General features: G+C 68.4%; 20 protein-coding genes and 1 tRNA gene. 10 read left to right on the top strand and 11 right to left on the bottom strand.

The features are described 5' to 3' along the window. Positions 1-58 precede the first annotated feature (58 nt). A complete protein-coding gene (locus tag NGM07_RS05270) occupies positions 59-1,282 on the bottom strand; it encodes an HD domain-containing protein (RefSeq protein ID WP_253518002.1) in 1,224 nt (407 codons plus the stop codon). A gap of 131 nt (positions 1,283-1,413) precedes the next feature. Here NGM07_RS05270 and NGM07_RS05265 point away from each other — a divergent pair, with 131 nt between their 5' ends. From NGM07_RS05265 to asd, 7 genes are all read left to right on the top strand, one after another. Beyond that, the gene (locus NGM07_RS05265) at positions 1,414-2,637 is read left to right on the top strand and encodes a DUF7537 family lipoprotein (RefSeq protein WP_253517999.1); all 1,224 of its coding nucleotides are present in this window, start codon (positions 1,414-1,416) and stop codon (positions 2,635-2,637) included. 63 nt (positions 2,638-2,700) lie between these two features. Then, positions 2,701-3,693: a 2-phospho-L-lactate transferase gene (gene cofD / locus NGM07_RS05260; protein WP_253517996.1), complete on the top strand. Its 993-nt coding sequence runs from the start codon at positions 2,701-2,703 to the stop codon at positions 3,691-3,693. Then, on the top strand, positions 3,694-4,455 hold the full coding sequence (locus tag NGM07_RS05255; protein ID WP_253517993.1) for a tRNA-dihydrouridine synthase: 762 nt from the start codon (positions 3,694-3,696) through the stop codon (positions 4,453-4,455). Continuing rightward, positions 4,452-5,324 (top strand): triphosphoribosyl-dephospho-CoA synthase, encoded by an 873-nt coding sequence (locus NGM07_RS05250; protein WP_253517990.1) that lies wholly within the window; start codon positions 4,452-4,454, stop codon positions 5,322-5,324. Before NGM07_RS05255 ends, NGM07_RS05250 begins: the two co-directional genes overlap by 4 nt. Then, positions 5,321-5,923, top strand: coding sequence for a DUF447 domain-containing protein (locus NGM07_RS05245; RefSeq protein WP_253517988.1), 603 nt, complete (start codon positions 5,321-5,323; stop codon positions 5,921-5,923). The genes NGM07_RS05250 and NGM07_RS05245 overlap by 4 nt, the downstream gene beginning before the upstream one ends. Positions 5,924-6,039: 116 nt before the next feature. Next, positions 6,040-6,213, top strand: a complete 174-nt coding sequence (locus NGM07_RS05240; protein WP_253517986.1) for a 30S ribosomal protein S17e — start codon at positions 6,040-6,042, stop codon at positions 6,211-6,213. Between the two features lie 536 nt (positions 6,214-6,749). After that, positions 6,750-7,784, top strand: coding sequence for an aspartate-semialdehyde dehydrogenase (asd, locus tag NGM07_RS05235; RefSeq protein WP_253517984.1), 1,035 nt, complete (start codon positions 6,750-6,752; stop codon positions 7,782-7,784). A 309-nt stretch (positions 7,785-8,093) separates the two neighbouring features. On the opposite strand, the gene NGM07_RS05230 is transcribed toward asd, so the two are convergent. The 3 genes from NGM07_RS05230 to NGM07_RS05220 all read right to left on the bottom strand — a co-directional run bounded on the left by NGM07_RS05230 (position 8,094) and on the right by NGM07_RS05220 (position 12,018). After that, positions 8,094-9,056 carry a D-2-hydroxyacid dehydrogenase gene (locus NGM07_RS05230; protein WP_253517982.1) on the bottom strand — a complete coding sequence of 321 codons (963 nt, stop codon included), beginning with the start codon at positions 9,054-9,056 and terminating at the stop codon, positions 8,094-8,096. A 70-nt stretch (positions 9,057-9,126) separates the two neighbouring features. After that, a complete protein-coding gene (locus tag NGM07_RS05225; RefSeq protein ID WP_253517981.1) occupies positions 9,127-9,921 on the bottom strand; it encodes an enoyl-CoA hydratase/isomerase family protein in 795 nt (264 codons plus the stop codon). 90 nt (positions 9,922-10,011) lie between these two features. Then, on the bottom strand, positions 10,012-12,018 hold the full coding sequence (locus NGM07_RS05220) for a serine hydrolase domain-containing protein (protein WP_253517979.1): 2,007 nt from the start codon (positions 12,016-12,018) through the stop codon (positions 10,012-10,014). 181 nt (positions 12,019-12,199) lie between these two features. Between NGM07_RS05220 and NGM07_RS05215 the strand changes: the two genes are divergently transcribed. Next, on the top strand, positions 12,200-13,570 hold the full coding sequence (locus NGM07_RS05215; protein ID WP_253517977.1) for an NAD(P)/FAD-dependent oxidoreductase: 1,371 nt from the start codon (positions 12,200-12,202) through the stop codon (positions 13,568-13,570). 19 nt (positions 13,571-13,589) lie between these two features. Here the strand turns inward: NGM07_RS05215 and NGM07_RS05210 are convergent, their stop codons facing one another. The 4 genes from NGM07_RS05210 to NGM07_RS05195 all read right to left on the bottom strand — a co-directional run bounded on the left by NGM07_RS05210 (position 13,590) and on the right by NGM07_RS05195 (position 18,680). Then, positions 13,590-14,258, bottom strand: a complete 669-nt coding sequence (locus tag NGM07_RS05210; protein WP_253517975.1) for a DNA methyltransferase — start codon at positions 14,256-14,258, stop codon at positions 13,590-13,592. 190 nt (positions 14,259-14,448) lie between these two features. After that, entirely contained in the window at positions 14,449-15,438 is a 990-nt protein-coding gene (locus NGM07_RS05205) for a WD40/YVTN/BNR-like repeat-containing protein (protein WP_253517973.1), read from the bottom strand. A gap of 131 nt (positions 15,439-15,569) precedes the next feature. Continuing rightward, a complete protein-coding gene (locus NGM07_RS05200; RefSeq protein WP_253517971.1) occupies positions 15,570-17,090 on the bottom strand; it encodes a S8 family peptidase in 1,521 nt (506 codons plus the stop codon). Positions 17,091-17,528: 438 nt separating this feature from the next. After that, positions 17,529-18,680, bottom strand: coding sequence for an acyl-CoA dehydrogenase family protein (locus NGM07_RS05195; RefSeq protein WP_253517968.1), 1,152 nt, complete (start codon positions 18,678-18,680; stop codon positions 17,529-17,531). A 115-nt stretch (positions 18,681-18,795) separates the two neighbouring features. Between NGM07_RS05195 and NGM07_RS05190 the strand changes: the two genes are divergently transcribed. Together NGM07_RS05190 and NGM07_RS05185 are read left to right on the top strand one after the other, a co-directional pair. Further along, on the top strand, positions 18,796-20,775 hold the full coding sequence (locus tag NGM07_RS05190) for a 3-hydroxyacyl-CoA dehydrogenase/enoyl-CoA hydratase family protein (RefSeq protein WP_253517965.1): 1,980 nt from the start codon (positions 18,796-18,798) through the stop codon (positions 20,773-20,775). A gap of 116 nt (positions 20,776-20,891) precedes the next feature. Beyond that, positions 20,892-20,966 (top strand) — tRNA-Glu (locus NGM07_RS05185). A gap of 119 nt (positions 20,967-21,085) precedes the next feature. Here the strand turns inward: NGM07_RS05185 and NGM07_RS05180 are convergent. From NGM07_RS05180 to NGM07_RS05170, 3 genes are all read right to left on the bottom strand, one after another. Continuing rightward, positions 21,086-21,421 carry a DUF8070 family membrane protein gene (locus NGM07_RS05180; RefSeq protein WP_253517964.1) on the bottom strand — a complete coding sequence of 112 codons (336 nt, stop codon included), beginning with the start codon at positions 21,419-21,421 and terminating at the stop codon, positions 21,086-21,088. 149 nt (positions 21,422-21,570) lie between these two features. Continuing rightward, complete coding sequence (locus NGM07_RS05175) at positions 21,571-21,942, bottom strand: DUF7344 domain-containing protein (protein WP_253517962.1); 372 nt, start codon at positions 21,940-21,942, stop codon at positions 21,571-21,573. A 209-nt stretch (positions 21,943-22,151) separates the two neighbouring features. After that, complete coding sequence (locus tag NGM07_RS05170; protein WP_253517961.1) at positions 22,152-22,409, bottom strand: hypothetical protein; 258 nt, start codon at positions 22,407-22,409, stop codon at positions 22,152-22,154. Between the last annotated feature and the right edge of the window lie 20 nt (positions 22,410-22,429).

The raw sequence follows: 22,429 nt of genomic DNA, 5'->3' as shown, positions 1-22,429 counted from the left end.
AGAACGTGCGCTCGCGCTCGGCAAAAAGCTCGGTCCGTCGCGAACGTCACGGCTCCGGTTAGAACTCGTCGAGCGTCGTCCGGGTGCCGGGGGTGCGAATCTCGCTGACCAGCGCGCCGTCGGTCGCCAGTCCGAGCACGTCCTCGGCGGCGTGGCCCACGACGTCGGTCTTCTCGGCGGGCGCGTAGACGCCGAGTCGCCACTGCTCGCGCTGGACGGCCCGGAGCGCCGAAACCAGCGCCGACTGCTGGTCGAGGCGCCGAATCTCGCCGTTGACGATGACACGGGTCGAGGATTCGGTCATGGTCGGCCGGCCGAGCACGTCCAGGACGACTTCGGCCTCGTCGACGCCCGCCCGGTCGGCGACGTCGCGCTCGAAGGCCCGAATCGCGTCGTGGTCGGCGGTCAGCACCTCCTCGGGCACGTCGCCCAGTTCCGCCCAGACGGCCCGCTTGAACAGGTCGCGGTCGCTCAGCCGTCGGGCGTACTCGGCGGTTTCGGGCGTCCGGCGGAACGCCGCGAACATGTCGTGGTCGTCCATCCGCCGGAGTTGCTCGGCGGTCACGTCCGAGTCGGCGATGAGGCGCTCGCTCGCCCGCTGGAGGACGCTCCGGGCGATGCGGGTGACGTGATGGTTGTAGACGGTGGGGTTCATCAGCGCGCGGGCGAGCAGCAGACTCTCTGCGGTCGGGACGTTGCCCTCCGCTAGGACGAGTTCGCCGTCGATGAGGGTGAGTTCCCGGACCAGTCGGGAGTGGTCGATGGTGCCGTACGGAACGCCGGTGTGGTGGGCGTCCCGGACGAGGTAGTCCATCCGGTCGACGTCGAGTTCGCCCGCGACGACCTGGCCGAGTTTCCCCTCTCCAGCGATGAGGTCGGCGACGTTGTCGGGGTCGAGGTCGTGGTCCCGGAGTACGTCGCCGACCGCCTGCCCGGCGAGGATGTCGTGGACGTCGTCGTGGTACTTGCCGGTGTGTCGGTGGAGGACGTCCTCGATGGAGTGGCTGTAGGGCGCGTGGCCCACGTCGTGGAGGATGGCGGCAGCCTTGACGCGTTTCGCGCGCTTGCCCTCGATGCCGAGGTGGGCGAGCGCCTCGCAGGCGAGGTGGTACACGCCGAGGCTGTGTTCGAACCGGGTGTGGTTCGCGGAGGGGTAGACGAGGTGGGCGGGGCCGAGTTGCTTGATGCGGCGGAGTCGCTGGACCGCAGGGGCGTCCAGCAAGGCGCGAGCGACGCCGTCGACCTCGATGTGGTCGTGGACGCTGTCCTTGATGGTCTTCATGTTACAGTTTTCGTCGCCTTCGTATAAAAACCGACGGACGCGGGATTCTCGCCGGTGATACTCGCCCCGCGGTTACTTGTCCGGCGGGCGAGACGAATCGGTCGATGAGTCCGAGACGCAGATTTGTACCGATGCTCGTCGTCTGCCTCGTCCTCGCGGGGTGCACCGGCGGGACGGGCCGGACGGACACGACGACCGCGACGCCGACGGTCGAAACCGCCGGGTCGTCGCCGTCGTCGACGGCGACGACCGCGGTCCGAGCGAACGGTTCGGCGTCGGGCCGGCGACTGGCCGCCGACCACGCCGACGCGCTCGCGGCGGCCGAGAGCTTCACCCGTCGGTGGTCGGCGTCGCTGTCCTCGTCGGTCGACGGCACCACGGAGACGCTGTCGTTGAACCGGACGGCGCGCGTGGACGCCGACGGCGAACTGTTCCTCCGCGAAACGACGGCCGGCACGATAACGGAGACGAGGTACGTGTCGCCGTCCGGCGACCGCTACGGCCGGACCGAACTCTCGGGGCGGGACACCGTGAAGTACCACCGACCCGGCGACGACTACGCCGTCGAGGCCTACCGGAACCGGTCGGCCGAGACGGTGGTCGACGCGTTCGAGTTCGAAGCCGACGGCGCGACGACGCTCGACGGCGAACGGGTTCGCGTCTACGCCGCCACCTCCCTGAGCCAGGTCCGACACCCCGACGCGAACGTCACCCGGTTCGACCCCGAGGACGTCACCGCGCTCGACGCATGCGCCTACGTCGACGGTTCGGGGCTGGTGCGGAAGTTCACCTACCGCGTCGAGGCCGACGTCGACGGGGTGAACCGAACGTTCGCCGTGCGATTCGCCTACGAGGACGTCGGTTCGACCGACGTGCAAGCGCCCTCGTGGCTCGGCGAGGCGAAGGACGCGCTCGCATCGCGGCCGACGACGACCGCCGACCCGACCCGTCACGTGGTCGAGACGGTGGGCAACGAGTCGCTTGGCGTCGACGTGATCGTCTCCGGTCCGAAGTCGGCCGTCGACGCCCTCCGAATCGAACGCCGGACCGCCGGCGTTTCGGCCGCCAACGCCGAGCGGTTCCGCGAGGCCCGGGCGTCGGCGGTCGTCGGGGTTCGGCCGCCGGGCGACGAACTCCGGGTCCGGTCGCTGGCGCTGTCGTACGACGAGTCGGCCGTGCCGAACGGCGACGAACCCGGCCTCGACGTCTACCGGTACGTCCCCGCCAACGGGACGCTGGTGCGGATGGAGGTGACCGTCAACCTCGACAGGAACGTCGCGTACGTCTACCGCGTCGACCCCGAGAGCGCGTACGTCGTCCTCCACACCGAGACGTGGCGAAACCGGTCGACGTAACGCGAGCGCGAAATCGGGTCGGGTAACGCAAGCATTTACCCCGCGGAACCCGCACCTCGGCGTATGGTCACGTTTCTCTCCGGGGGCACCGGCACCCCCAAGCTCTTGGAGGGCGCGACGGCGGCGTTCGACACGGCCGACACCACCGTCGTCGGAAACACGGGCGACGACGTCGAACTCGGCGGCCTGCTCGTCTGCCCCGACATCGACACCGTCCTCTTCCAGCAGGGCGGCCTGCTCGACCGCGAGCGCTGGTGGGGTATCGCCGACGACACCACCGAAACCCACGACGAACTCGCCGCCCTGGCCGACGCGGCGGGCCTCGACCCCGGTCCGCGCTATCTCCCCGAAGACGCCCAAGTGTCGGGCCGGCGCATCGCCCGGTGGCGTCGCTTCTCCGGCGTGGCGGAGTTCATGGAGATCGGCGACCGCGACCGAGCGGTCCACGTCACCCGGACCGGCCTGCTCGACGAGGGGCGCTCGCTCACGGAGGTCACACGCCTCCTCGCCGACGCCTTCGACGCCGCGGTCGACGTGGTGCCGATGAGCGACGACCCCGTGGCGTCCATCGTCCACACGCCGGAGGGCGAGATGCACTTCCAGGAGTTCTGGGTCGGCCGCCGCGGAGAACCCGACGTCGAGGACGTGGAGTTCCGCGGCGGCGAGTCGGCCGACCCATCGCCGGCCGCGGTCGGGGCGATTCGCGAGGGGCCGGTGGTCGTCGGCCCCTCGAACCCCGTGACGAGCATCGGCCCGATGCTGGCGGTCGACGGCCTCCGGGACGCCCTCGACGCCGCGACGGTCGTCGCCGTCTCGCCGTTCGTCGAGGACCGGGTGTTCTCCGGGCCGGCCGCGAAACTGATGGAGGGCGTCGGACTCGACCCCTCGACCGCGGGCGTCGCCGAGGCTTACTCCTTCGCCGACGCCTTCGTGCTGGACGACGACGACGGCACCGACCTCGACCGACCGGTCGTCAGGACCGACACCGAGATGAACGACATCGGCGACGCCGAGCGGGTCGCGCGCGCCGTCGCCGACGCCCTGGAGGTGGTCTGAGTGTTCGAACCCAGAGTCGCGCTCGCCAGCCTCAGCGGGCGGTCGGACGCCGAGTGGGCCGCCGCGGCCGACGAACACGTCGGCGCGGCGTTCCTCGGCGGCATCGCGCTCGACGAACCGACCCGCGAGGCCGCTCGCGAGATGGTCGACCGGGACCGCGAGGAGTTCCTGCCCGCCGACCCCGTCGCGTTCGTCGACCGCCAACTCGCCGCGCTCGCCGACGCCGACGTCGACCTCCGGCCGGGGTTCAACGTCCGTGCGGCCTCACCCGAGCCGGTCCGCGAGGTCGCCCGCGTCTGCGCCGAACGTGGCGCAGTCCTGGAGATAAACGCCCACTGCCGGCAGGACGAGATGTGCGCCGCGGGCGCCGGCGAGGGCCTTCTCCGGGACTCCGACCGCCTTGCCGAGCAAGTCCGGGCCGCGGCCGACGAAGGCGCCGACGTCAGCGTGAAGGTTCGTGCCGAAGTGCCGGGCGTCGACCTCGCCGAAACCGCCCGCGTCGTCGCCGACGCGGGCGGGCGGGTGCTCCACGTCGACGCGATGGACTCCGAGGGAGTCGTGGCCGAGGTCGCCGATGCGGCCGACCTCTTCGTCGTCGCCAACAACGGCGTCCGCGACGAGGCGACCGTCCGGGAGTATCTAGCCTACGGCGCCGACGCGGTGAGCGTCGGCCGCCCGAGCGACGACCCCGCGGTCCTCGGTCGTGTTCGGGACGCGACCGAGGACTGGTTCGCCGCCGAGCGACCGGAGGTGTCGCCGTGAACCCGCCCGCAGACGCCGACTTCGGCCCCGCAGAGAACGCCCAGCTAGCGCTCCTGCTCGAAGTCGCCGGGACGCCGAAACCCGGCAACGTCGACCGCGAGCGGGACTTCCCCGACCTCCGGTTCGAGCACTTCCTCGCTGGCTCGGTCGGGTCGGGCGCTGGCCTGCGGGCGGCCGCCGAGGGCGCGTCGGTCGGCGAGGCCTTCGAGCGCGCGGTCGCCGGGATGAGCCGTCAGGAGGGCGGCAACACCCAGTTCGGCGCGCTCCTCCTGCTCGTGCCGCTCGTGCGCGCCGCGGCGCGCACGAGCGGCGACGAGAAACTCACTCCGAAAGCAGCGACCGCGGTGGTCGAGGACACCACCGTCGAGGACGCCGCGAACTTCTACCGGGCGTTCGACCGCGTGAACGTGTTCGTCGACGACCCACCGGAAGACGCCGAGGCGCTCGACGTTCGCCGGGGTAGCGACGCGATTCCGGCGGTCAAGGAGCGGGGCGTCACCCTCTCGGACGTGCTCGCGCTCGGCGCCGACGAGGACGACGTGGCGGCCGAGTGGACGAACGGGTTCGAGCGCACCTTCTGGGCGGTCGACCGCCTCGCCGACCTCGACGGTCCGCTGTCGGCCCGCGGCGCCCGGGTCTACCTCGAACTCCTCTCGCGGAAACCCGACACTCTCGTCGCGAAACAGCACGGCAAGAAGGTCGCAGAGAGCGTCCGGGTCCGGGCCCAGGAGGCGCTCGAAGGCGACGCCGAACTGCTGGCGGCGTTCGCCGACTCGCTCGTGGCCGACGGCGTCAATCCCGGGACGACCGCCGACATCGCGGCGGCGGCGCTGTTCGTCGCGCTCGAACGCGGGGAGGTGTCGGTGTGAGCGAGGGCGAGTCGGGGAGTGACTGGCCGGTCGAACTGGCCGGCGTCACCGAGTCGGTGGTGACGACGCTCGGGCCGAACGACCGCTGGAACGCCGCGGCGCTCGGACTCCACGCACCCGACGGGGACGGCGACCCGGTCACCGCCCGGACGTGGGGCAACACCCGGACGCGCCGCAACTTCCGTCGACAGGGCGGCGCTTACGTCCAGTTCGTCGACGACCCAGTGACGTTCGTCGACAGCGCGCTCTCGATTCACGAAGTCGACGCGCCGGTGCTGGAGAGCGCGGCGGCGTGGGCCGAGGTCGAGGTCGAACGGGTGGACGCGGGCGAGGACGGTGGGACCCGGTGGGAGGAGTGGACGCTTACCCCGGTCGAATCGACCGTCGAGCGCGAGGCCGTGCCGACGATAAATCGGGGCTTCAACGCCGCGATAGAGGCGACCGTGGCGGCGTCGCGCCTCGGCGTGGACGCGTACGACACCGAGACGATGGAACGACGGCTGGCGTACTTCGAGTCGGTCGGACGGAAGTGCGGCGACGACCGCGTACAGGAGGCGTTCGCGCGACTCCGCGACCACATCGAACGGGATTCGCAGTGAGCCGAACCCCCGCCGGGGGTCGTCGGCTGTCTACGGTTCGCACGGAATCCGCGGCGAGAGCCCCGTCGTCGGCGCGAACGAATGCTTTTAAGTCTGCCAACCCGGAACTGTCCATCATGGCGATCAAACCCGACTACGTCAAGAAGACGGGTAACCTCCTGCTGGAGCGATACCCCGACGCGTTCACGAAGGACTTCACGCAGAACAAGGACAGCGTCCAGAAGCTGACGAACATCGAGTCCAAGAGCGTCCGTAACCGCATCGCGGGCTACGTCACGCACAAGAAGTAGAAACCACCTTTTGCTGCGCTCAGCAACTCGGCCGCCGTCGGCGGCCGAGTTGTTTCGCTGACAAAATCTGGACCAAAAGCACTGCGTCACCACCTTCCGTCACGGGAGCGGCGGCAAAGCCGCCGCTCCCGTGACGGAAGGTGGTTCCTTGGCCCGCTCGCTCACTGCGTTCGCTCTCGGAGGGAAACGGAGTGCCACCGCACGAGGCCGGCCGGGCGAAACAGAAGGTGGTATCGGCGGACCAATTCGATGAACAGCGTCGGGAAGCGTCCAGCCTTCAGTTCCAGCAAGCGTCGCTTCCCCCGGCGGTGAGTACCAGCAGTCGCGCCGCGAGCGAACGCAGTGAGCGAGCGGACGCGGCGCGGACCGAAGCGGGGCCGCGAAGCGGCCCCGCAGAGGGAGCACCGCGGTTTTGGTCCAGATTTTGCCAGGGAGAACTCGCGCCGCAGGCGCGAGTTCGACCGCAGCAAAAGGTGGAGGACAAAGATGGGGGTATCCAAACCGTTTTGCTACCGCAGGGCCAGTCACCGAGTACCATGACCGTACGTGTCGGCGTACTCGGAGCGACCGGTGCAGTAGGCCAGCGATGCATCCAACTACTCGACGGACACCCCGAATTCGAACTCGCGGCCGTGACCGCCAGTGAGGAGAGCGAGGGCAAACCGTACAGCGAGGCGGCCAAGTGGCGGGTCGACGCTCCGATTCCGGCCTCGGTGGCGGACCTGACGGTGCGGGCGACCGACCCCGAGTCGGTGCCCGACGACGTCGACCTGCTGTTCTCCTCGCTCCCCTCGGGCGTCGCGGCCGAGGTCGAACCCGGCTTCGCGGAGGCGGGTTACGTCCTCTCGTCGAACTCCTCGAACGACCGGATGGCCGAAGACGTCCCGCTCGTCATCCCCGAGATAAATCCGGGCCACCTCGACCTGCTCGAAGTCCAGCGCGACGAGCGCGGGTGGGACGGCGCGGTGGTCAAGAACCCCAACTGTTCGACCATCACGATGGTGCCCACCCTCGCCGCGCTCGACCAGTTCGGCCTGGAACGCGTCCACGTCTCGACGCTCCAGGCGGTCTCGGGCGCGGGCTATTCGGGCGTCTCCTCGATGGAGATAATCGACAACGTCATCCCGCACATCGGCGGCGAGGAGGAGAAGATGGAGACCGAGTCCCGCAAACTCCTCGGGCAGTTCGACGGCGCCGAACTGTCGCTCCACGACGCCGAGGTGTCGGCGTCGTGCAACCGCGTGCCGACCATCGACGGCCACCTGGAGAACGTCTGGGCCGAGATGCGCGACGACGTCACCGCTGCCGACGTCGAGGACGCCTTCGGCGCTGTCGAGAGCCTCGACCTGCCGAGTTCGCCCGACCCGCTCATCGAGGTGTTCGAGGACCCGAGCCGACCCCAGCCGCGACTCGACCGCACGCTGGGCGGCGGAATGGCGGTCGCGGCCGGCGGCGTTCAAGAGACGCCCGCGGGCGTCCAGTACAACTGCCTGGCGCACAACACGATTCGCGGGGCGGCGGGCGCGGCGGTGCTGAACGGCGAACTGCTCCAGAGCGAAGGCTGGATCTAGCCCACCTTTTTTTGTCGTCGGATCGCTGAAGCGCCCTTTGGGCGCTTCAGCTACCACTCCTCGAAAAAAGCTGGACCAAAAAAGGACACGCGACCGAGGCAAGTCGCGTCGCGACTCGCCTCGGTCGCATCTTCGACTTACTGGTGTGACTACCGCACCGCCACGGCCACACGCCTCCCCAGCCGATTCTCTCGTTCGTGCCTCCGGCACTCACTCGATCATCCCTCGCACGAAGAAGGCGTGCCACGAGGGCACGCCAGCGCGCGCCGTGACTCGAAGACGGTATCGGGAAGCCAGCCCGGTCTGCTCTCAGACGACTCGATTCTGCAACTCCTCGCCGTCCTCCAGTCGCCGGACGTTCTCGGCGACGATGTCGGCCAGCCTGGCGTAGTACTCGGGCGTGTGGCCCGAACAGTGGGGCGTGACGAGGCAGTTCTCGAGGTTCCAGAGCGGGTGGTCCTCCGGGAGCGGTTCGGGGTCGGTCACGTCCAGCGCCGCCCCGCGGAGCTGGTTGCCCCGGAGCGCCCACACCAGCGCATCGGTGTCGACGACCTGTCCGCGGGCGACGTTGACCAGTACGGCCTCGGGCGGCAGGGTCTTGAGTTCCGCCTCGCCGACTAGCCCCCGAGTGGTTTCGGTCAGCGGGCAGGCCAGCGCGAGGTAGTCCGTCCGGGCGAGCGCGCCGTGGAAGTCGTCCTCGTCGAAACCGACCACCTCGTCGGTTGGCCCGCCTTTCTTGGGCGTGTAGCGAACGCCGATGGTGTCGACGTCGAACCCCTTCAGGCGCTCGACGACGGAGTGGCCGATGGCGCCCAGGCCGACCACGGTGACGGTCTTGCCCGAGAGTTCGTGGGCCCGGAAGTGGCGCCACTCACGGCGCTGCTGGCGGCGCCACCCCTCGTGGAGACGCCGGGCGAACACCAGCAGGTTGCCGACGACGTGCTCGGCGATGTTCGGCCCGTGGACGCCCGAGGCGTTCGTCACCGCGATGCCCCGGGACTCGAGCGCGTCGAGGGGCAGGTGGCCCGTCCCGGCGTAGGCGCAGGCGAACAGTCTCGCGTTCTCCAGCGTCGCCAGCAGTTCGTCGTCTATCTCCATCCCGGTGACGACCGAGGCCTCCGCGGCGAGTTCGCGCTCCTCTCTCGGGGTTCGGGCGACCGAGACGGTCTTGTCGGGGAGTCGCTCGCGGAGTTCGTCGGCGTACGCCGAAACCGGCATGCCGTGGGTGCTCTTGCGAAGAACGAGGACGTCGGGCGCTTGGTTGTCGCTCATACGTCTCGCTTCTCGTTCGGGGGTAGTAAATCACCGTGCGCGTGTCCGCCGGGACGACCGGCGTCCGCGGCTACTCCCCGCGGAACTCCGGGTCGCCGTCCTCGAAGAACGCCGCGAGGCCCCGCTCGAAGTCGTCGGTCGTCGCCAGTCGCGTGATGGCGTCGGTTTCGGCGGCGAGTTGGGCCGAGAGCCGGCGGCCGAAGCTCGCCTCCAGCAGGCGCTTGGTCGCGCCGTGGGCGCGGGTTGGCCCGTCAGCGAGCGTCGCCGCGAGTTCGGCGAGGCGGTCGTCGAACTCGTCGTCGGCCACGCACTCGGTCGCCAATCCCAGTTCCGCGGCCTCGTCGGCAGGAATCGGTTCGTCGAGCAGCGCGATCTCCTTGGCCTTCCGGAGGCCGACGAGTCGGGGCAGGAAGTACGTCGACCCGCCGTCGCCCGAGAGGCCGATGCGCGGGTAGGCGAACTCGAAGCGGGCCGACTCGGCGGCGACCACCACGTCGGCGCACAGCGCGAGTCCGAGTCCGCCGCCCGCGGCCACGCCGTTCACCCCGGCGACGACCGGTTTGCGCGCGCCCGCGAGGTGGTCCACCGCGGCGTGAAGTCGGGTCGCTATCCCTCGCAGGCGGCGGGCGTCCTCGGGGTTGCCTTCGAGCGTCGCGAGGTCGGCGCCGGTGCAGAAGACGCCCTCTGCGCCGGTGAGCACGAGACACCTGACTTCGGGGTCGTCGACGACCGACTCGACGGCCGCCTGCAACTCGGCGGCGGTCGCGCGGTCCAGCGTGTTGTGTCGGTCGGCGCGTTCGATGGCGATTCGGGTCGCGCCGTCGGTTCGTTCGACGGTTATCGCGTCGGTATCCGCGTCGGACATGGGGTCACGTGCGCTCGCCGGGGCCTCAACCTTCCCGGTTTTCGGCGCATCTCTGCGACCGGCGCTTCGGGGTCGAAAAAGTGACTCGGTTCAGAACGCCGCGCCGAGCAGGTTCCAGTACGACAACTGCCAGCAGAGGACGACGAGCACCACCGCCAGCAGCGTGTAGTGGAGTCGCCCGACGAGCCCCCAGTAGCGGTTCTTCCACGCTAGCGCCGCGAACACCACCGCGCCAACCGCCATCGCGGCGGCCACGGCCGGCGCGACGAACAGCGCCTCGACGACCGCAGAGCGGAAGAGGACGCTCGTGGGGTCGGTCGCGAGCAGCGCGCCGAAGCCGACGACGAAGCCGAGGCCGACGAGGCCGGCGGTGCCGGAGAGCCACCGGGCGGCCCGGGGACCGTCGGCCGGCGGGGGTCCGCCGTGCCACGCCCGGCGGGCCGCCAGCACCGGCCAGCCCAGGATGCCGGTGAGCAATAGGAGGGCGGCCCCTCCAAGGAGCGCGAACTGGACCTGCGTGGACTCCCACCACGCGACCCGCTCGAAGCTCTGGACCGGCACCGCGTCGAAGAAGAGGTACGACCCCCGGCCGTCCTCGACCCGGAAGGCGATTCGGGCGTCGCCATCCACGGCCTGGAACACCGTCGGCGCGACCCGCCGGAATCGCCTACTCTCGCCGAGCGGCGTCTCGGCGACCAGGGTTCCGTTGCCGGCGGCGCGCACGCTCACGTCGCGGTTCAGCACGACCACCTTCTCGAAGGTCGTGTACGGGATTCTGGTCGTGCGGTACGTGCCGGCGAAGGCCGACAGCGGCGGTCCGGCCTGCCCGCCGTCGGCGGCCGCGTTCGGGGCGATCGTGTTGGCGGCGGCCGCGTCGCCCTCGACCGGCGGCGGACTGGCGGTCCCGTCGGCCGGGAAGAACCGGTCGGTGAAGTTCTCGAAGAAGTCCTGGCGCGCCGCGGCCCCGCCGACACTGTTGTAGGAGACGAACACGCCGAGGTCGCGCTCGGGGAACAGCCACAGCCCCGAGTGGAACTGCGTGGTGTCGCCGCCGTGGCCGATGATCCGCACACCGTTGGTGCTCTCCTCGTAGAAGCCGAAGGCCACGCCGTTCAGCGCGGGGTGGTTGGCGAAGTGCTGGCGGTGCATCCGCCGGGCGGCGGACTCGGAGAGGATACGCGAGTCGCCGTACCGGCCGCCCTGGAGGTGGGCGGTCATGAACTTCGCGACATCGGTCGCGGTCGCGCTCATCGACCCTGCGGGCGGGATGCCGACGGCTTCGAACTCCTCGGCGACGAACCGGCCGTTCCGGTAGCTGTAGCCCTTCGAGAGCGTGCCCGGCACGGCGGAAGGAACCGGCTGTTCGAAGGTGCTGTGGCGCATCTCCAGCGGGCGGAAGATGCGCCGCTCGATGTAGCGGTCGAAGGTGGTGTTCGCTCGCCGGGCGACGACGTGCCCGGCCAACGCCGCGCCGTAGTTCGAGTAGGAGGTGACGACGCCCGGCGGGCGGACGCGGGCGGGCGGGTCTTCGAGCGCCTCGCCGAGCGGTTTCACGTCGGCGGGCGACTCGACCGCGACGCCGGCCAACCGGTCTTCGAAACCGGGCGTGTGGGTCGCGAGGTGTTCCATCGTGACCGGTTCGCCGTATGTCCGGGGGATGTGGACGTCGTCGAGGTACCGGTTCACGTCGGCGTCCGGGTCGATGTTGCCGCGCTGAATCTGTTGCATCGCGGCGGTCCAGACGAACAGCTTCGACACCGACCCGATTCGAAACAGCGTCCGGTTCGCCACCACCGGCGTCCGGTTGGCCCGGTCGGCGTAGCCGTACCCCTCCGCGAACAGGAGTTCGCCGTCCTTGACCACCGAGATGGTCGCGCCCGAGACGCGGTGCTCTCGGAGGTCCTGGGCCATCTGAGCGTCGACGAACGCCTCGACCTCGGCCACCGAGTCCACGCCCGGGGTCTGCTGGGCGGGCGTTTCGTTCCCGGACGGCCTCGCTTCGACGGTCGGCCCGCCAGCGAGAGTGGGGCCGACCTGCGCGAGGAGGACGAGGAGGAGGACCGCGCCGACGGTCGCAACTCGTAGGCGTCGCGTCATGGAACGCGACTACGCCGGCCCGTCACTTATGCTTCGACCGGCGCAAGTTAGCCCGTCTCGCGAACCGTCCGCCGGGGCGCCGCTCCGGTTCGATACCGGCGCGGGCGTTCAAAAATCCGCCTCGTCTCATCACGGATTCGGAAGGTCAAGCATTTATTAGCCCGCGCGGAAGCGTAGGGGTATGAAGCGAGTCGACGTTGCCGTCGTCGGCGGCGGGCCCGCCGGGATGTCCGCCGCGCGGCAGGCCGCAGAACGGGGAGCCGACGTGCTCCTCGTGGAGAAGGGCGTCCCCCGGGCCGACCGCGAGGAACTCGGACCGGATTCGACGGACGCCGCCGGGATGCTCGACTACTGGCTGGAGATATTCGACGTCTCCTTCGAGGAGATTCCCGACCACGTCGTCCTCCGGGAACTCGACCGCACCGAGTTCTACGGTCCCAACGAGTCGTTCACGATGAAGTCGACCGGCATCGAGTCGTCCTACGACAAGTTCGGGTTCACCTTCCACCGCGCCCGGATGGACGACTGGCTCCGCGAGGAGGCTGAGGCCGCCGGCGCGGAGTACCGCGTCGGCGTCGGCGTCACCGACGTCGAAACCGACCTCTCGGGCGGACACACCCACACGCTGATCCTGTCGTCCGGCGAGGACGTCGAGGCGGAGTACCTCGTCCTGGCCGACGGCCCCCAGCGCCAGGTCACCATGCGCGTGCTCGACCGGTTCTCCCCGGACGACCGCAAGATTTCGGAGGTCATGGCGCCGAACCGGGCGAACCACATCGCCTACCAGGAGTACCGGGAGTTCCCCGAGGAACTGTTCGACCCCCACGCGCTGAAGTTCTGGTGGGGCGCGATGCCCGGCGAAACCGCCTACCCGTGGATATTCCCGAACGACGGTCGGGTCGCCCGCGTCGGCCTCACGATGCCCATCGGGATGGACCTCGCGGAGATTCCCGACCGCGAGAAGTACGCGCTCCTCCGGCCCGACGACGAGCGTATCCCGCGGGGCGGCGAGTACGTCGAGCGCCTGCTGGAGCACCTCTACGGCGACGAGTACGACCTCTCGGACTTCCCGCTGGTCGAGGGTCGCGGCAAGAGCGCGGGCACCGAAACTTACCCCATCTCCTCGACGCGCCCCATCGACTCGCCGACGAAGGCCGGCATCGCGGTGGTCGGCGGCGCGATGGGGACCACCTCGGCGTTCCACGAGGGCGGCTACCACGTCGCGGCCCGGACCGGCAAAATCGCCGGCGACCTCGCGGCGACCGGCAACTTGGACGCCTACAACGACCAGTGGAAGGCGGCCATCGGCGACGAAATCGTCCGGAACGTCTCGTTCGCCGACATCGTCGCCGACTACGGTCCCGACGACTGGGACCGGACGTTCGAGATGGCCGCCGACATCCTCGCCAGCAGGCGCGAGAAGAACGTGCTGAAGTGGAACGTCAAGGCGGGTCTGGGCGGCGCGAAACTCGTGACCAAGTACAAGCACACCAAGCGCAAGTACCGCAAGAGCAAGTACGTCCAGTTCCGCGAGGACGAGTACGAGGTTTGAGCGACGGCGGAATCTCGTTCTACGACTCGGCGCCGAACACCAGACAGTAGCTGTGGTCGTAGCCGTAGCCGTAGGAACCCTCGGTTTCGGCCCGTCCGTCGCCCTCCCAGCCGACGACGACCTCACCCTCGAAGCGGAAGTGCGACCTGGCGGCGTCGGCGACGTCCCAGGCGAGCGTCGTCACGCCGCCCTCGTGTTTCATGTTCGAGACGTCGACGAGCAGGCGGGCGTCGTCGGCCGCGAGCGCGGCGAGTCGCCCGAAGACGGTTTCGAGGTCGTCGAGATAGGTCGCGTAGTCGCTCTCGCCCGCGTAGTTCTCGAAGGGGTTCTCGGTCATCCCCGCGACCATGAACGGCGGCGAGGTGAGACAACAGTCGAACGCCGGCACGTCGGCGCTCGACAGGTCGAGTGCGTCGCCGTGGACGACGCGCTCGGGGTTGTCGACCCGCCCGCGGACGTAGTCGACGCGGTCCGGTTCGAACTCGACGCCCCAGGCCTCCCGGTCCAGTCGCTCGGCGACGACCAGCGTCGTCCCGAACCCGGCGAAGGGGTCGAGCACCGTGTCGCCCGCCTCTGAGTACTCTCGCAGAAAGTGTTCGACGTACGACGGCGGCGTCCGGACGCCGCCGTCGTACGGCGCCGGGAGGTCGGTTTCGTACTCGTGGGCGAGGGTGAGGAACGTCTGCACGCTCGACGGTTCCGCAGTATCGGTGATAAATGGTGGGACCGGACCCTGCTCGCGGATGTAAGGACCCCGGAATCCCGGTCGCGCCGCTCTGGGAGGGCCGGGAGGACGCTCCCGAATCTCGATTTCGACGCTCCTCTCGAACTCCCGTCCTCACGCGTCGAGCGCGGTCGGTGGTTCGAGTGCGGTCGGGCTATCGTCGCCCGGGGTCGTACCACGTGAGGTTGACGTACCGTCCGTGGAGCGTCTCGTCCGGGTTCGGTACCTCGCCCACCGCGCGCCACTCCCCCGACTGCTGGCGGTGTAGGGTCCCTCGGTGGGTCGCGCCGACGAGGTCGCCGTCGACGGTCGTCCACCCGACGACGACTTCGTCGGGCGTCGGGGAGTCGACCGCCTCCAGGGTGCGACCGTCACGACACTCGAACAGCGCGGGGTTCGCCTCGTCGCTCTCCCACCGGTTGGGCGGCACGCACGCCGCCGACGTGTACAGCACGCCGTCGTGGAGCCTCGACGCTCGGAAGTACCGCTGGGGGACCTCGTCGTCGAGTCGCCTCCACGAGCGACCGGCGTCCTCCGTATGGTACAGTCCGACGCCGGTCGCGGCGACGTACTCCGTGGCGCTCACGCAGTGGAGTTCGTGGATGTCGTCGTGGACGCCGTCCCGCCGCTCCTCCCACGTCTCCCCGCCGTCGTCGCTGACGTGGACGCCGCCGGGTTCGACCCCGGCGACGACGCGGTTCGGAGCGTCGGGGTCGGTGCAGAGACTCCGGACCTGAGCGACGTCGTCGTGACGCGGGACGCCCCACTCCTCGCGGGAGGGCAGGTCGGTGAACCCGTCGAGTTCTCGCCACTCGAGCGGTCCGAGTCCCCCGTCGCTCGCCGCCGGGAGGGGTTCGGAGACGAACACGTGCGTCGGACGCGTCCCCGCGTAAATTCGCTCGCCAGACGGACTCGCGCCGACCGCGTACACCGTCTCCCGGGGCACGTCCAGGTTCGTCCACTCCGTCCCGTCCGACGAGTGGTACAGTCCCGCGCCGGTGGCAGCGAAGACACCGTCCACGCCGTCGAACTGCCGGACGCGCTCGACGTTCGGGGCGTCGAGCACTTTCGTCGCGCTGGTTTCGGTCGTCGCGCGCAGTTCGTCGATGCGATACGCACCGTCGCCGGTTCCCGCTAGCAGCATGGGCGGAGCGTCGGCGTCCGTCGACATAACGGTTCGCTGAAACGTATTATTGAAGAATTGCTGTCGTTTCTTGCCCGGTGGCGCGACGCCGGCCGGGACGAAGGTCGACTGGCTCTCGACCAGAGGCCGAATCAGTCGTCCTCGCCGCCCTCGTCGTCTTCGCCGTCTTCGCCGCCTTCACCGCCTTCACCGTCTTCGCCGCCTTCGTCGTCCCGGTAATCGTCGCGGTCGATCTCCTCCTCGACCGCCTCTTCGAGGTCGAGGTGTCCCTCGCCGTGATACGACGGCTGGTTGAGGTCCTTCGCGGTCGCTACGAGGTGACGGCGGACGAGGCCGGGCGTCGCGTCCGGGTTCCGGCTCTTGACGAGCGCGGCGGCCGCCGCGACCTGCGGCGCGGCCATCGAGGTGCCGGCCTTCCACCCGTAGGCGGGCGCCATGCTCCCGTCGTCGGCGAACTCGAAGACGGTGCTAAGCACCATGTCGTACTGCCAATCCGAACCCTCGGGCGGGCTCTCGACGTAGTTGCCGCCGGGCGCGCTGACGTCGACCGCGTCGCGACCGTAGTTCGTGTACGTTGCGGGCGTCGACGTCGACTCGCGCAGCGCTTCGAGCGGTTCGTCGAAGTCGTCGTTCTCCTCCTCCTCGTCGTCCCTGTCGTCGCCTTCGTGGTAGTCCTCGGCGTTCTCCTTCCGGTCGCCCGTCCCGTCGTCCCACCGGTAGCCGATGGGGCCGGTCGCGCTGATGCTCATCACGTTGTCGGCCTCGTTCGGGAGGCTGATGACGTCGCCGTCTGTGTCGAGGTTGACCCCGTCGTTGCCGGCGGCCGCCACCATCAGCGTCCCCTTCTTGTCGGCGTACCCCGACGCGCGCTCGATGGAGTCCCGGAGCGTCGCGGTGTCGGCGTCCTTGGGAAGGGGGTACGCGCCGAGGCTCATGTTCGCCACGTCGGAACCGACGTCGGCGCTGTAGACCATCGCCGCGATGATGTCGCCGAAGAACGCGAACGGCCCGGTGAACACCCGGAGCGCGAGGAGGTCGGTTTCGGGCGCCGTCCCGAGCACGCCCTTCTCGTTCGATCCGTCGGCGGCGATGATGCCCGAGACGTGGGTGCCGTGGTCGTTGATAAACGGGGTGAAGTCGCCGCCGTCGCCCGTGAAGTTCTTCGAGAGTTCCGTGTTGAGCGGGCCGGCGAGGACCGGGTGGTCGCGGATAGCCCCGGAGTCGATGACCGCCACGCGGGTCCCCTCGCCCCTGGTTTCCTCGTGGACCTCCAGCAGTTCCTGGGCGTGCTTGTCCCACTGCATCTGGAAGCGCGCGGGGAGGCCGTCCTCGGGGTCGTCCTTGCCGTACTCGCGCTCGTCGTCCTCGTCCTCGTCGTACTCCTTCTCGGCCTCGTACCGGAGTTCGACGTCCTTCGAGTGGCGCGTTCCCTCGACCGCGCTGGCGTCGCCCTCGACGACCGCGATGTCGATCTGACTCAGGTCGTGAACGACGGTGAGTCCGTCGAGCGCACCGGGTTCGGCGGTCTTCAGGTCGACGACGTATCGCTTTTCGGCCGACTTCGCGGAGACGGTCGCGGTCGGGAGGGCCAGTCCTCCGAGCATCGCACCCGCTCCCTTCAGAAACCGGCGACGATTGGTTTTCTCCTTCACACCGAGTAAGAAATAACCACTTAACTTAAAATTAATGGAGGAGATGGTTACGCGTTACCATCAACGAGTAAACTTCGACTCGGAACCGAGAACGGGGAATGCCGAGACGACGAAAAAGCACGAAGATTGGACAGAGTGGAGGCGAGAGCCGTAGTTGCGGTGCGGTGGCGGTCGGCAGGGCGCGAAGTCTCCGTGAGCGAAGCGAACGGAGGCTCGGAAGTCGCAGCGCGCGCAGCGAAGCGAGCACGACCGTCTTCCGGTGCGCCCGCACCAGTGTCAGGGCGGAAGTCGCCCAACGAGTGGAAGATGCGCTGAGGCCGAGTCGCCGCGGCGACTCGGCCTCAGCGCGTGCCTTTTTTGGTCCAGATTTTTTCGAGGAGCGGTAGCCGGAGCGCCGCAGGCGCTCACGGCTACCCGACGAAGAAAAAAGGTGGGGTCTTAGAAGCCCTTGCCCATCAGCTCGCGGGCGATGATGTTCTTCTGAATCTCGGTGGTGCCCTCATAGATCTGGGTGATCTTCGCGTCGCGGTAGAACCGCTCGACCGGGAAGTCGTTGACGTAGCCCGCGCCACCGTGAATCTGGACCGCCTCGTTGGCCACGTCGACGGCCACCCGCGAGGCGTACTCCTTGGCCATGCTGGCGAGTTTCGTGATGTCCTCGCCCTGGTCGACGCTCCAGGCGGCCTTGTAGGTGAGGTTGCGCGCGGCCTCGGTCCGGGTGTGCATGTCGGCGAGTTTGTGCTGGATGGCCTGGAAGTCGCCGATAGGTCGGCCGAACTGCTCGCGCTCCTCGGCGTACTGCAGGGCGGCCTCGCTGGCGCCCTTCGCGATGCCGACGCCTTGGGCGGCGACCGCGGTGCGCGTCTCGTCGAAGAACTGCATCTGCTGGAGGAAGCCCATCCCGCGGGTGCCGACGAGGTTCTCCTCGGGGACCCGGACGTCGTCGAGGATGAGTTCGGCGGTGTCCGACGACCGGATGCCGAGTTTACCCGTGATCTTGTCGGCCTCGAAGCCGTCGCGGTCGGACTCGACGACGATCTGGGAAAAGCCGTTATAGCGGCCGTCGGCGTCGGGGTCCGTCTCGCAGAGCACGACGTAGTAGTCGCCGACCGAGCCGTTCGTGATCCACATCTTGTTGCCGTTTACGACCCACTCGTCGCCGTCCTTCTCGGCGCTGGTCGAGACGCTGGAGACGTCCGAGCCGGTGTCGGGTTCGGAGATGGCCGCGCCCATGATGGCCTCGCCCTCGGCGACCGGGGTCAGGAAGCGCTCCTTCTGCTCGTCGGAGCCGAAGCCCATGATGGCGTCGGCGCCGAACGCCGCGGAGGTGATGCAGAGGCCGATGCCGGCGTCGACTGCGAACAGTTCCTCGGTGATGATGGCCGATTCGAGGTTGCTGTAGCCCGCACCGCCGTACTCCATCGGGATGTGGGCGCCCAGCAGTCCCATCTCGGCGGCCTTGTCCATGATCTCCCAGGGGTACTCCTCGGCGACGTCGTACTCCTTGGCTATCGGTCGAATCTCGTTGTCGGCGAACTTCCGCACCTCGTCGCGGATGGCCTTCTGCTCGTCTGACAGTCCGAAGTCCATGCGCACCCGTTACAGGGACGTCCCTAAATCCTTTTGTAACCGCAAGTAAACTCGTAGTAAGTTTCAAACCCGAGATAGGGAAACGTTGAAACGGCCGGGAACCGACGCCACGCCTATGGAGGTCGAAGATATCAACACCGTCGCGGTTCTCGGCGCGGGCAACATGGGCCACGGCATCGCCGAAGTCGCGGCGCTGGCCGGGTTCGAGGTCAACCTGCGCGACATCGAAGAGGAGTTCGTCCAGAACGGCTACGACCAGATCGAGTGGAGCCTGGACAAACTCGCGGAGAAGGACCAGATTTCCGAGGAGGAGGCCGAGGCCGCCCTGGAGCGGGTGACGCCCATCGTCGACTTCGAGGAGGCCGTCTCGGACGCCGACTTCGTCGTCGAGGCCGTCCCCGAGAAGATGGACATCAAGAAGGACGTCTACGGCGAACTCGAGGAGTACGCCCCCGACCGGGCCATCTTCGCCACCAACACGTCCAGCCTCTCGGTGACCGAACTCTCGGAGGTCACCGAGCGCCCCGAGCAGTTCTGCGGGATGCACTTCTTCAACCCGCCGGTCCGGATGCAGTTGGTCGAGGTCATCTCGGGCGCCCACACCGCCGAGGAGACGCTGGAAGTGACCGAGGACCTCGCGGAGGCGATGGACAAGACGCCCGTCCGCGTCCACAAGGACAGCCCCGGCTTCATCGTCAACCGCGTGCTCGTCCCGCTGATGAACGAGGCGGCCTGGATGGTCGAATCCGGCGACTACACCGTCGCGGAAGTCGACAGCGCCTCGAAGTTCGACATGGGCCTGCCGATGGGGTCGTTCGAACTCGCCGACCAGGTCGGCATCGACGTGGGCTACCACGTGCTCGACTACATGCACGAGGTACTCGGCGACGCCTACGAACCCTGCCCGCTACTCGTCCGCAAAGTCGAGGAGGAGAAACTCGGCAAGAAGACCGGCGAGGGCTTCTACGACTACGACGACGGCGGCGTCGACATCCCCACCGACGCGGGCAGCGAGGCGGCGGTCCACCGCCTCCAGGCCGTGATGGCCAACGAGGTCGCCAAACTCATCGAGAACGACGTGGCCGACGCCGACGCCATCGACGAGGCGACGATGCTCGGCGCGGGCTTCCCGGACGGACCCGCCAAGATAGCCGACGACGCCGGACTGGCGACGCTGGTCGAGACCCTCGAAGAGCTGTACGAGGAAACCGGCGCACCCCGCTACGCCGTGACCGACTACCTCTACGAGGCGGCCGAACAGGGCGGCTTCTACGGCGGCGAGGACGGCGACGCCGAGTCGGGCGCGTACGACTACGACACCATCCGCGTCGAGAAGCCCGGCGAGATGGTCGGCAAGGTCGTGGTCGACCGACCTCACCGGATGAACACCATCAGCGAGGAACTGCTCGACGAACTCGGCGACGCTATCGACGCGCTGGCCGACGACGAGGAGGTTCGCGCCCTGCTGCTCGTCGGCGAGGGCGACAAGGCGTTCTCGGCGGGCGCCGACGTCCAGAGCATGGCCGCGGGCGGGGCCGACCCGCTCCACGCGGTCGACCTCTCGAAGAAGGGCCAGGACACCTTCGGCAAACTCGAAGCCTGCCCGATGCCGGTGCTGGCGGCCATCGACGGCTACTGCCTCGGCGGCGGGATGGAACTGGCGACCTGCGCCGACATGCGCATCGCCACCGACCGTTCGGAGTTCGGCCAACCCGAGCACGACCTCGGACTGCTGCCCGGCTGGGGCGGCACCCAGCGACTCAAGCACATCGTCGGCGAGGGCCGCGCGAAGGAGATCATCTTCACCGCCGACCGCTTCGAGGCCGAGACGATGGAAGAGTTCGGCTTCGTCAACGAGGTCGTCGACGTCTCCGAGTTCGAGGACCGCGCGTTCGAACTCGCTGCCGACCTCGCGGCCGGGCCGCCGGTCGCCCAGAAGTTCACCAAGCGCGCGATGCTGGCGGGCCGCGACGACACCGACGCCGGCCTCGAAGTCGAGTCTCAGGCGTTCGGCCACCTCATGAACACCGACGACCTGATGGAGGGCATCACGGCGTTCATGGGCGACGGTGAGCCGAACTTCGAAGGGAAGTAGGCTTACTGCGACACCCGTTTCGGCGCGAGTCGCCGAGTCGGGTGTGACCACCTCACACCCGCGTCTTCGGGCGATAACGGAACGTTTAAACAAATAGCGCGAAAATCTTCGAATGCGCTCCGTTGGTGTAGTCCGGCCAATCATTTCGGCCTTTCGAGCCGATGACCTGGGTTCAAATCCCAGACGGAGCATCCTACTGTACTACCTTCTCGTAGTTCACCGGCCGTAACCGACCGAACTACTAGCTGCGTCCGTGGCCGATACGGCAACCCGGAGAATACGCCTCCAGCGATGGAGCCGACCACCGGAATCAGCCCATGAAACTCCCGACGAGCGCCATCCCGCCGAAGCCGAAGATGGCGAGGCCGAGGCCGTAGAAGAAGAGCGCTCCGCCGAGGGGGAGTCGGGTGTGGACGTCGATGACCGTTCGCTGGTCCTCGGTCGCGTGCAGCGCCTCCCCCGCGGTGGGTTCGGTCACCCGAACGTCGCCCATGCCCTTCGTGAACAACAGCAGTATCAACCCGGCGAAGAAGAGGGCGGCGACTACGTCCTCCCTCCTCGTGAGAAGCGCGACGGACAGGACCGTGAGGCCCGCGTACGCGAGGCTGTAGCGGACGAACGCGTCGGCGACTGGTCGCCAGTTCATGATAGCTATGCTACTGTTATCTAGAGAAGATTATCGACGGATTACCTCAAACGTTCGGTTGGACCCCCGTCGGTGACCGTCGACGTTCACGAACCCACCGCCGGGGACGGTGGGTTCGTCGCTCCATCAGAAACTCCCTCGACGGATACTCAGGCCAGCGCCGCGGTCAAGTTCCGATACTGCTCGGTCGCTTCCCCGTCGGCCAGCGACACCACGCGCTCCGCCCGGTCGAACTCGACGAGGTTCTTCTCCCGGAGTTTCGGCAGATGAGCGTGGTAGAGACTCGCCGAGACGCGTTCGACGTGCTCGTCGGCGACGTTCTCGGGCGACTGGTCGCGTTCCCACGCGGCGGTGTACGCTCCCAGGGTTTCCAGGGACATCGGTTCGTTCCCGTCTCGGAGGACGTGGAGGACGAACCGACGCCGGTGGTGGGAGAGCGCGTCGAACAGGTCGGCGAAAACGCCGTCGGGAGAGACGTACTTCGGAACCGTCGTGCCGTCCGACGAACCATTGCTAGACATTCACGTACACCATCGGACGGCGGGCGAATAATAGTTGTGCTTACTACAATCCTCCCTTCGAGAGGTAGAAGGATACTTCAAATTATTCAAGATTCGCAACTTCCGATTCGGATTCGCACTGCCGGAGCGGGGTTACACCGCGAAGTCGCTCGCCGACCGGCGATGGCGAATCGGCGTCCACGCGAACCGGGGTCCGACAGTCCGACGGACTATCCGGTGCGGTCGACGCCGTCGACGGCGTCGACCGCCCACGACGTCGGCCCGTCGGACGGGACGAGCGTCGCGTCGAGCGTCCCGCCGGACTCCGCCAACGCTTCGAGAAGGTCGGCGTGCTCGTCCGGAAGCGGAACCGCGTAGTGCTGGTCGTCCGAACTCACCAGGACGGCCTCCTGATTCGCTCGGTTCACGTCCCAGACCCGGAACGCGTCGCGGAGCGTATCCCGTCCGGTCGGACCGTCGCCCGTCATGGCTACACCCTCGTGGCACG

Source organism: Halorussus vallis, from assembly GCF_024138165.1.
In the GTDB taxonomy this organism is placed as follows: Archaea; Halobacteriota; Halobacteria; order Halobacteriales; family Haladaptataceae; genus Halorussus; species Halorussus vallis.
This window is presented reverse-complemented; position numbering and strand designations above follow the sequence as displayed.

What these genes read in the sequence shown, in the direction of transcription:
- cofD (WP_253517996.1), top strand. Translation starts at nt 2,701, where the DNA reads ATGGTCACGTTTCTCTCCGGGGGCACCGGCACCCCCAAGCTCTTGGAG.
- NGM07_RS05270 (WP_253518002.1), bottom strand. Translation starts at nt 1,282, where the DNA reads ATGAAGACCATCAAGGACAGCGTCCACGACCACATCGAGGTCGACGGC.
- NGM07_RS05265 (WP_253517999.1), top strand. Translation starts at nt 1,414, where the DNA reads ATGCTCGTCGTCTGCCTCGTCCTCGCGGGGTGCACCGGCGGGACGGGC.
- NGM07_RS05170 (WP_253517961.1), bottom strand. Translation starts at nt 22,409, where the DNA reads ATGACGGGCGACGGTCCGACCGGACGGGATACGCTCCGCGACGCGTTC.
- asd (WP_253517984.1), top strand. Translation starts at nt 6,750, where the DNA reads ATGACCGTACGTGTCGGCGTACTCGGAGCGACCGGTGCAGTAGGCCAG.
- NGM07_RS05225 (WP_253517981.1), bottom strand. Translation starts at nt 9,921, where the DNA reads ATGTCCGACGCGGATACCGACGCGATAACCGTCGAACGAACCGACGGC.
- NGM07_RS05180 (WP_253517964.1), bottom strand. Translation starts at nt 21,421, where the DNA reads ATGAACTGGCGACCAGTCGCCGACGCGTTCGTCCGCTACAGCCTCGCG.
- NGM07_RS05220 (WP_253517979.1), bottom strand. Translation starts at nt 12,018, where the DNA reads ATGACGCGACGCCTACGAGTTGCGACCGTCGGCGCGGTCCTCCTCCTC.
- NGM07_RS05195 (WP_253517968.1), bottom strand. Translation starts at nt 18,680, where the DNA reads ATGGACTTCGGACTGTCAGACGAGCAGAAGGCCATCCGCGACGAGGTG.
- NGM07_RS05205 (WP_253517973.1), bottom strand. Translation starts at nt 15,438, where the DNA reads ATGCTGCTAGCGGGAACCGGCGACGGTGCGTATCGCATCGACGAACTG.
- NGM07_RS05230 (WP_253517982.1), bottom strand. Translation starts at nt 9,056, where the DNA reads ATGAGCGACAACCAAGCGCCCGACGTCCTCGTTCTTCGCAAGAGCACC.
- NGM07_RS05240 (WP_253517986.1), top strand. Translation starts at nt 6,040, where the DNA reads ATGGCGATCAAACCCGACTACGTCAAGAAGACGGGTAACCTCCTGCTG.
- NGM07_RS05190 (WP_253517965.1), top strand. Translation starts at nt 18,796, where the DNA reads ATGGAGGTCGAAGATATCAACACCGTCGCGGTTCTCGGCGCGGGCAAC.
- NGM07_RS05175 (WP_253517962.1), bottom strand. Translation starts at nt 21,942, where the DNA reads ATGTCTAGCAATGGTTCGTCGGACGGCACGACGGTTCCGAAGTACGTC.
- NGM07_RS05215 (WP_253517977.1), top strand. Translation starts at nt 12,200, where the DNA reads ATGAAGCGAGTCGACGTTGCCGTCGTCGGCGGCGGGCCCGCCGGGATG.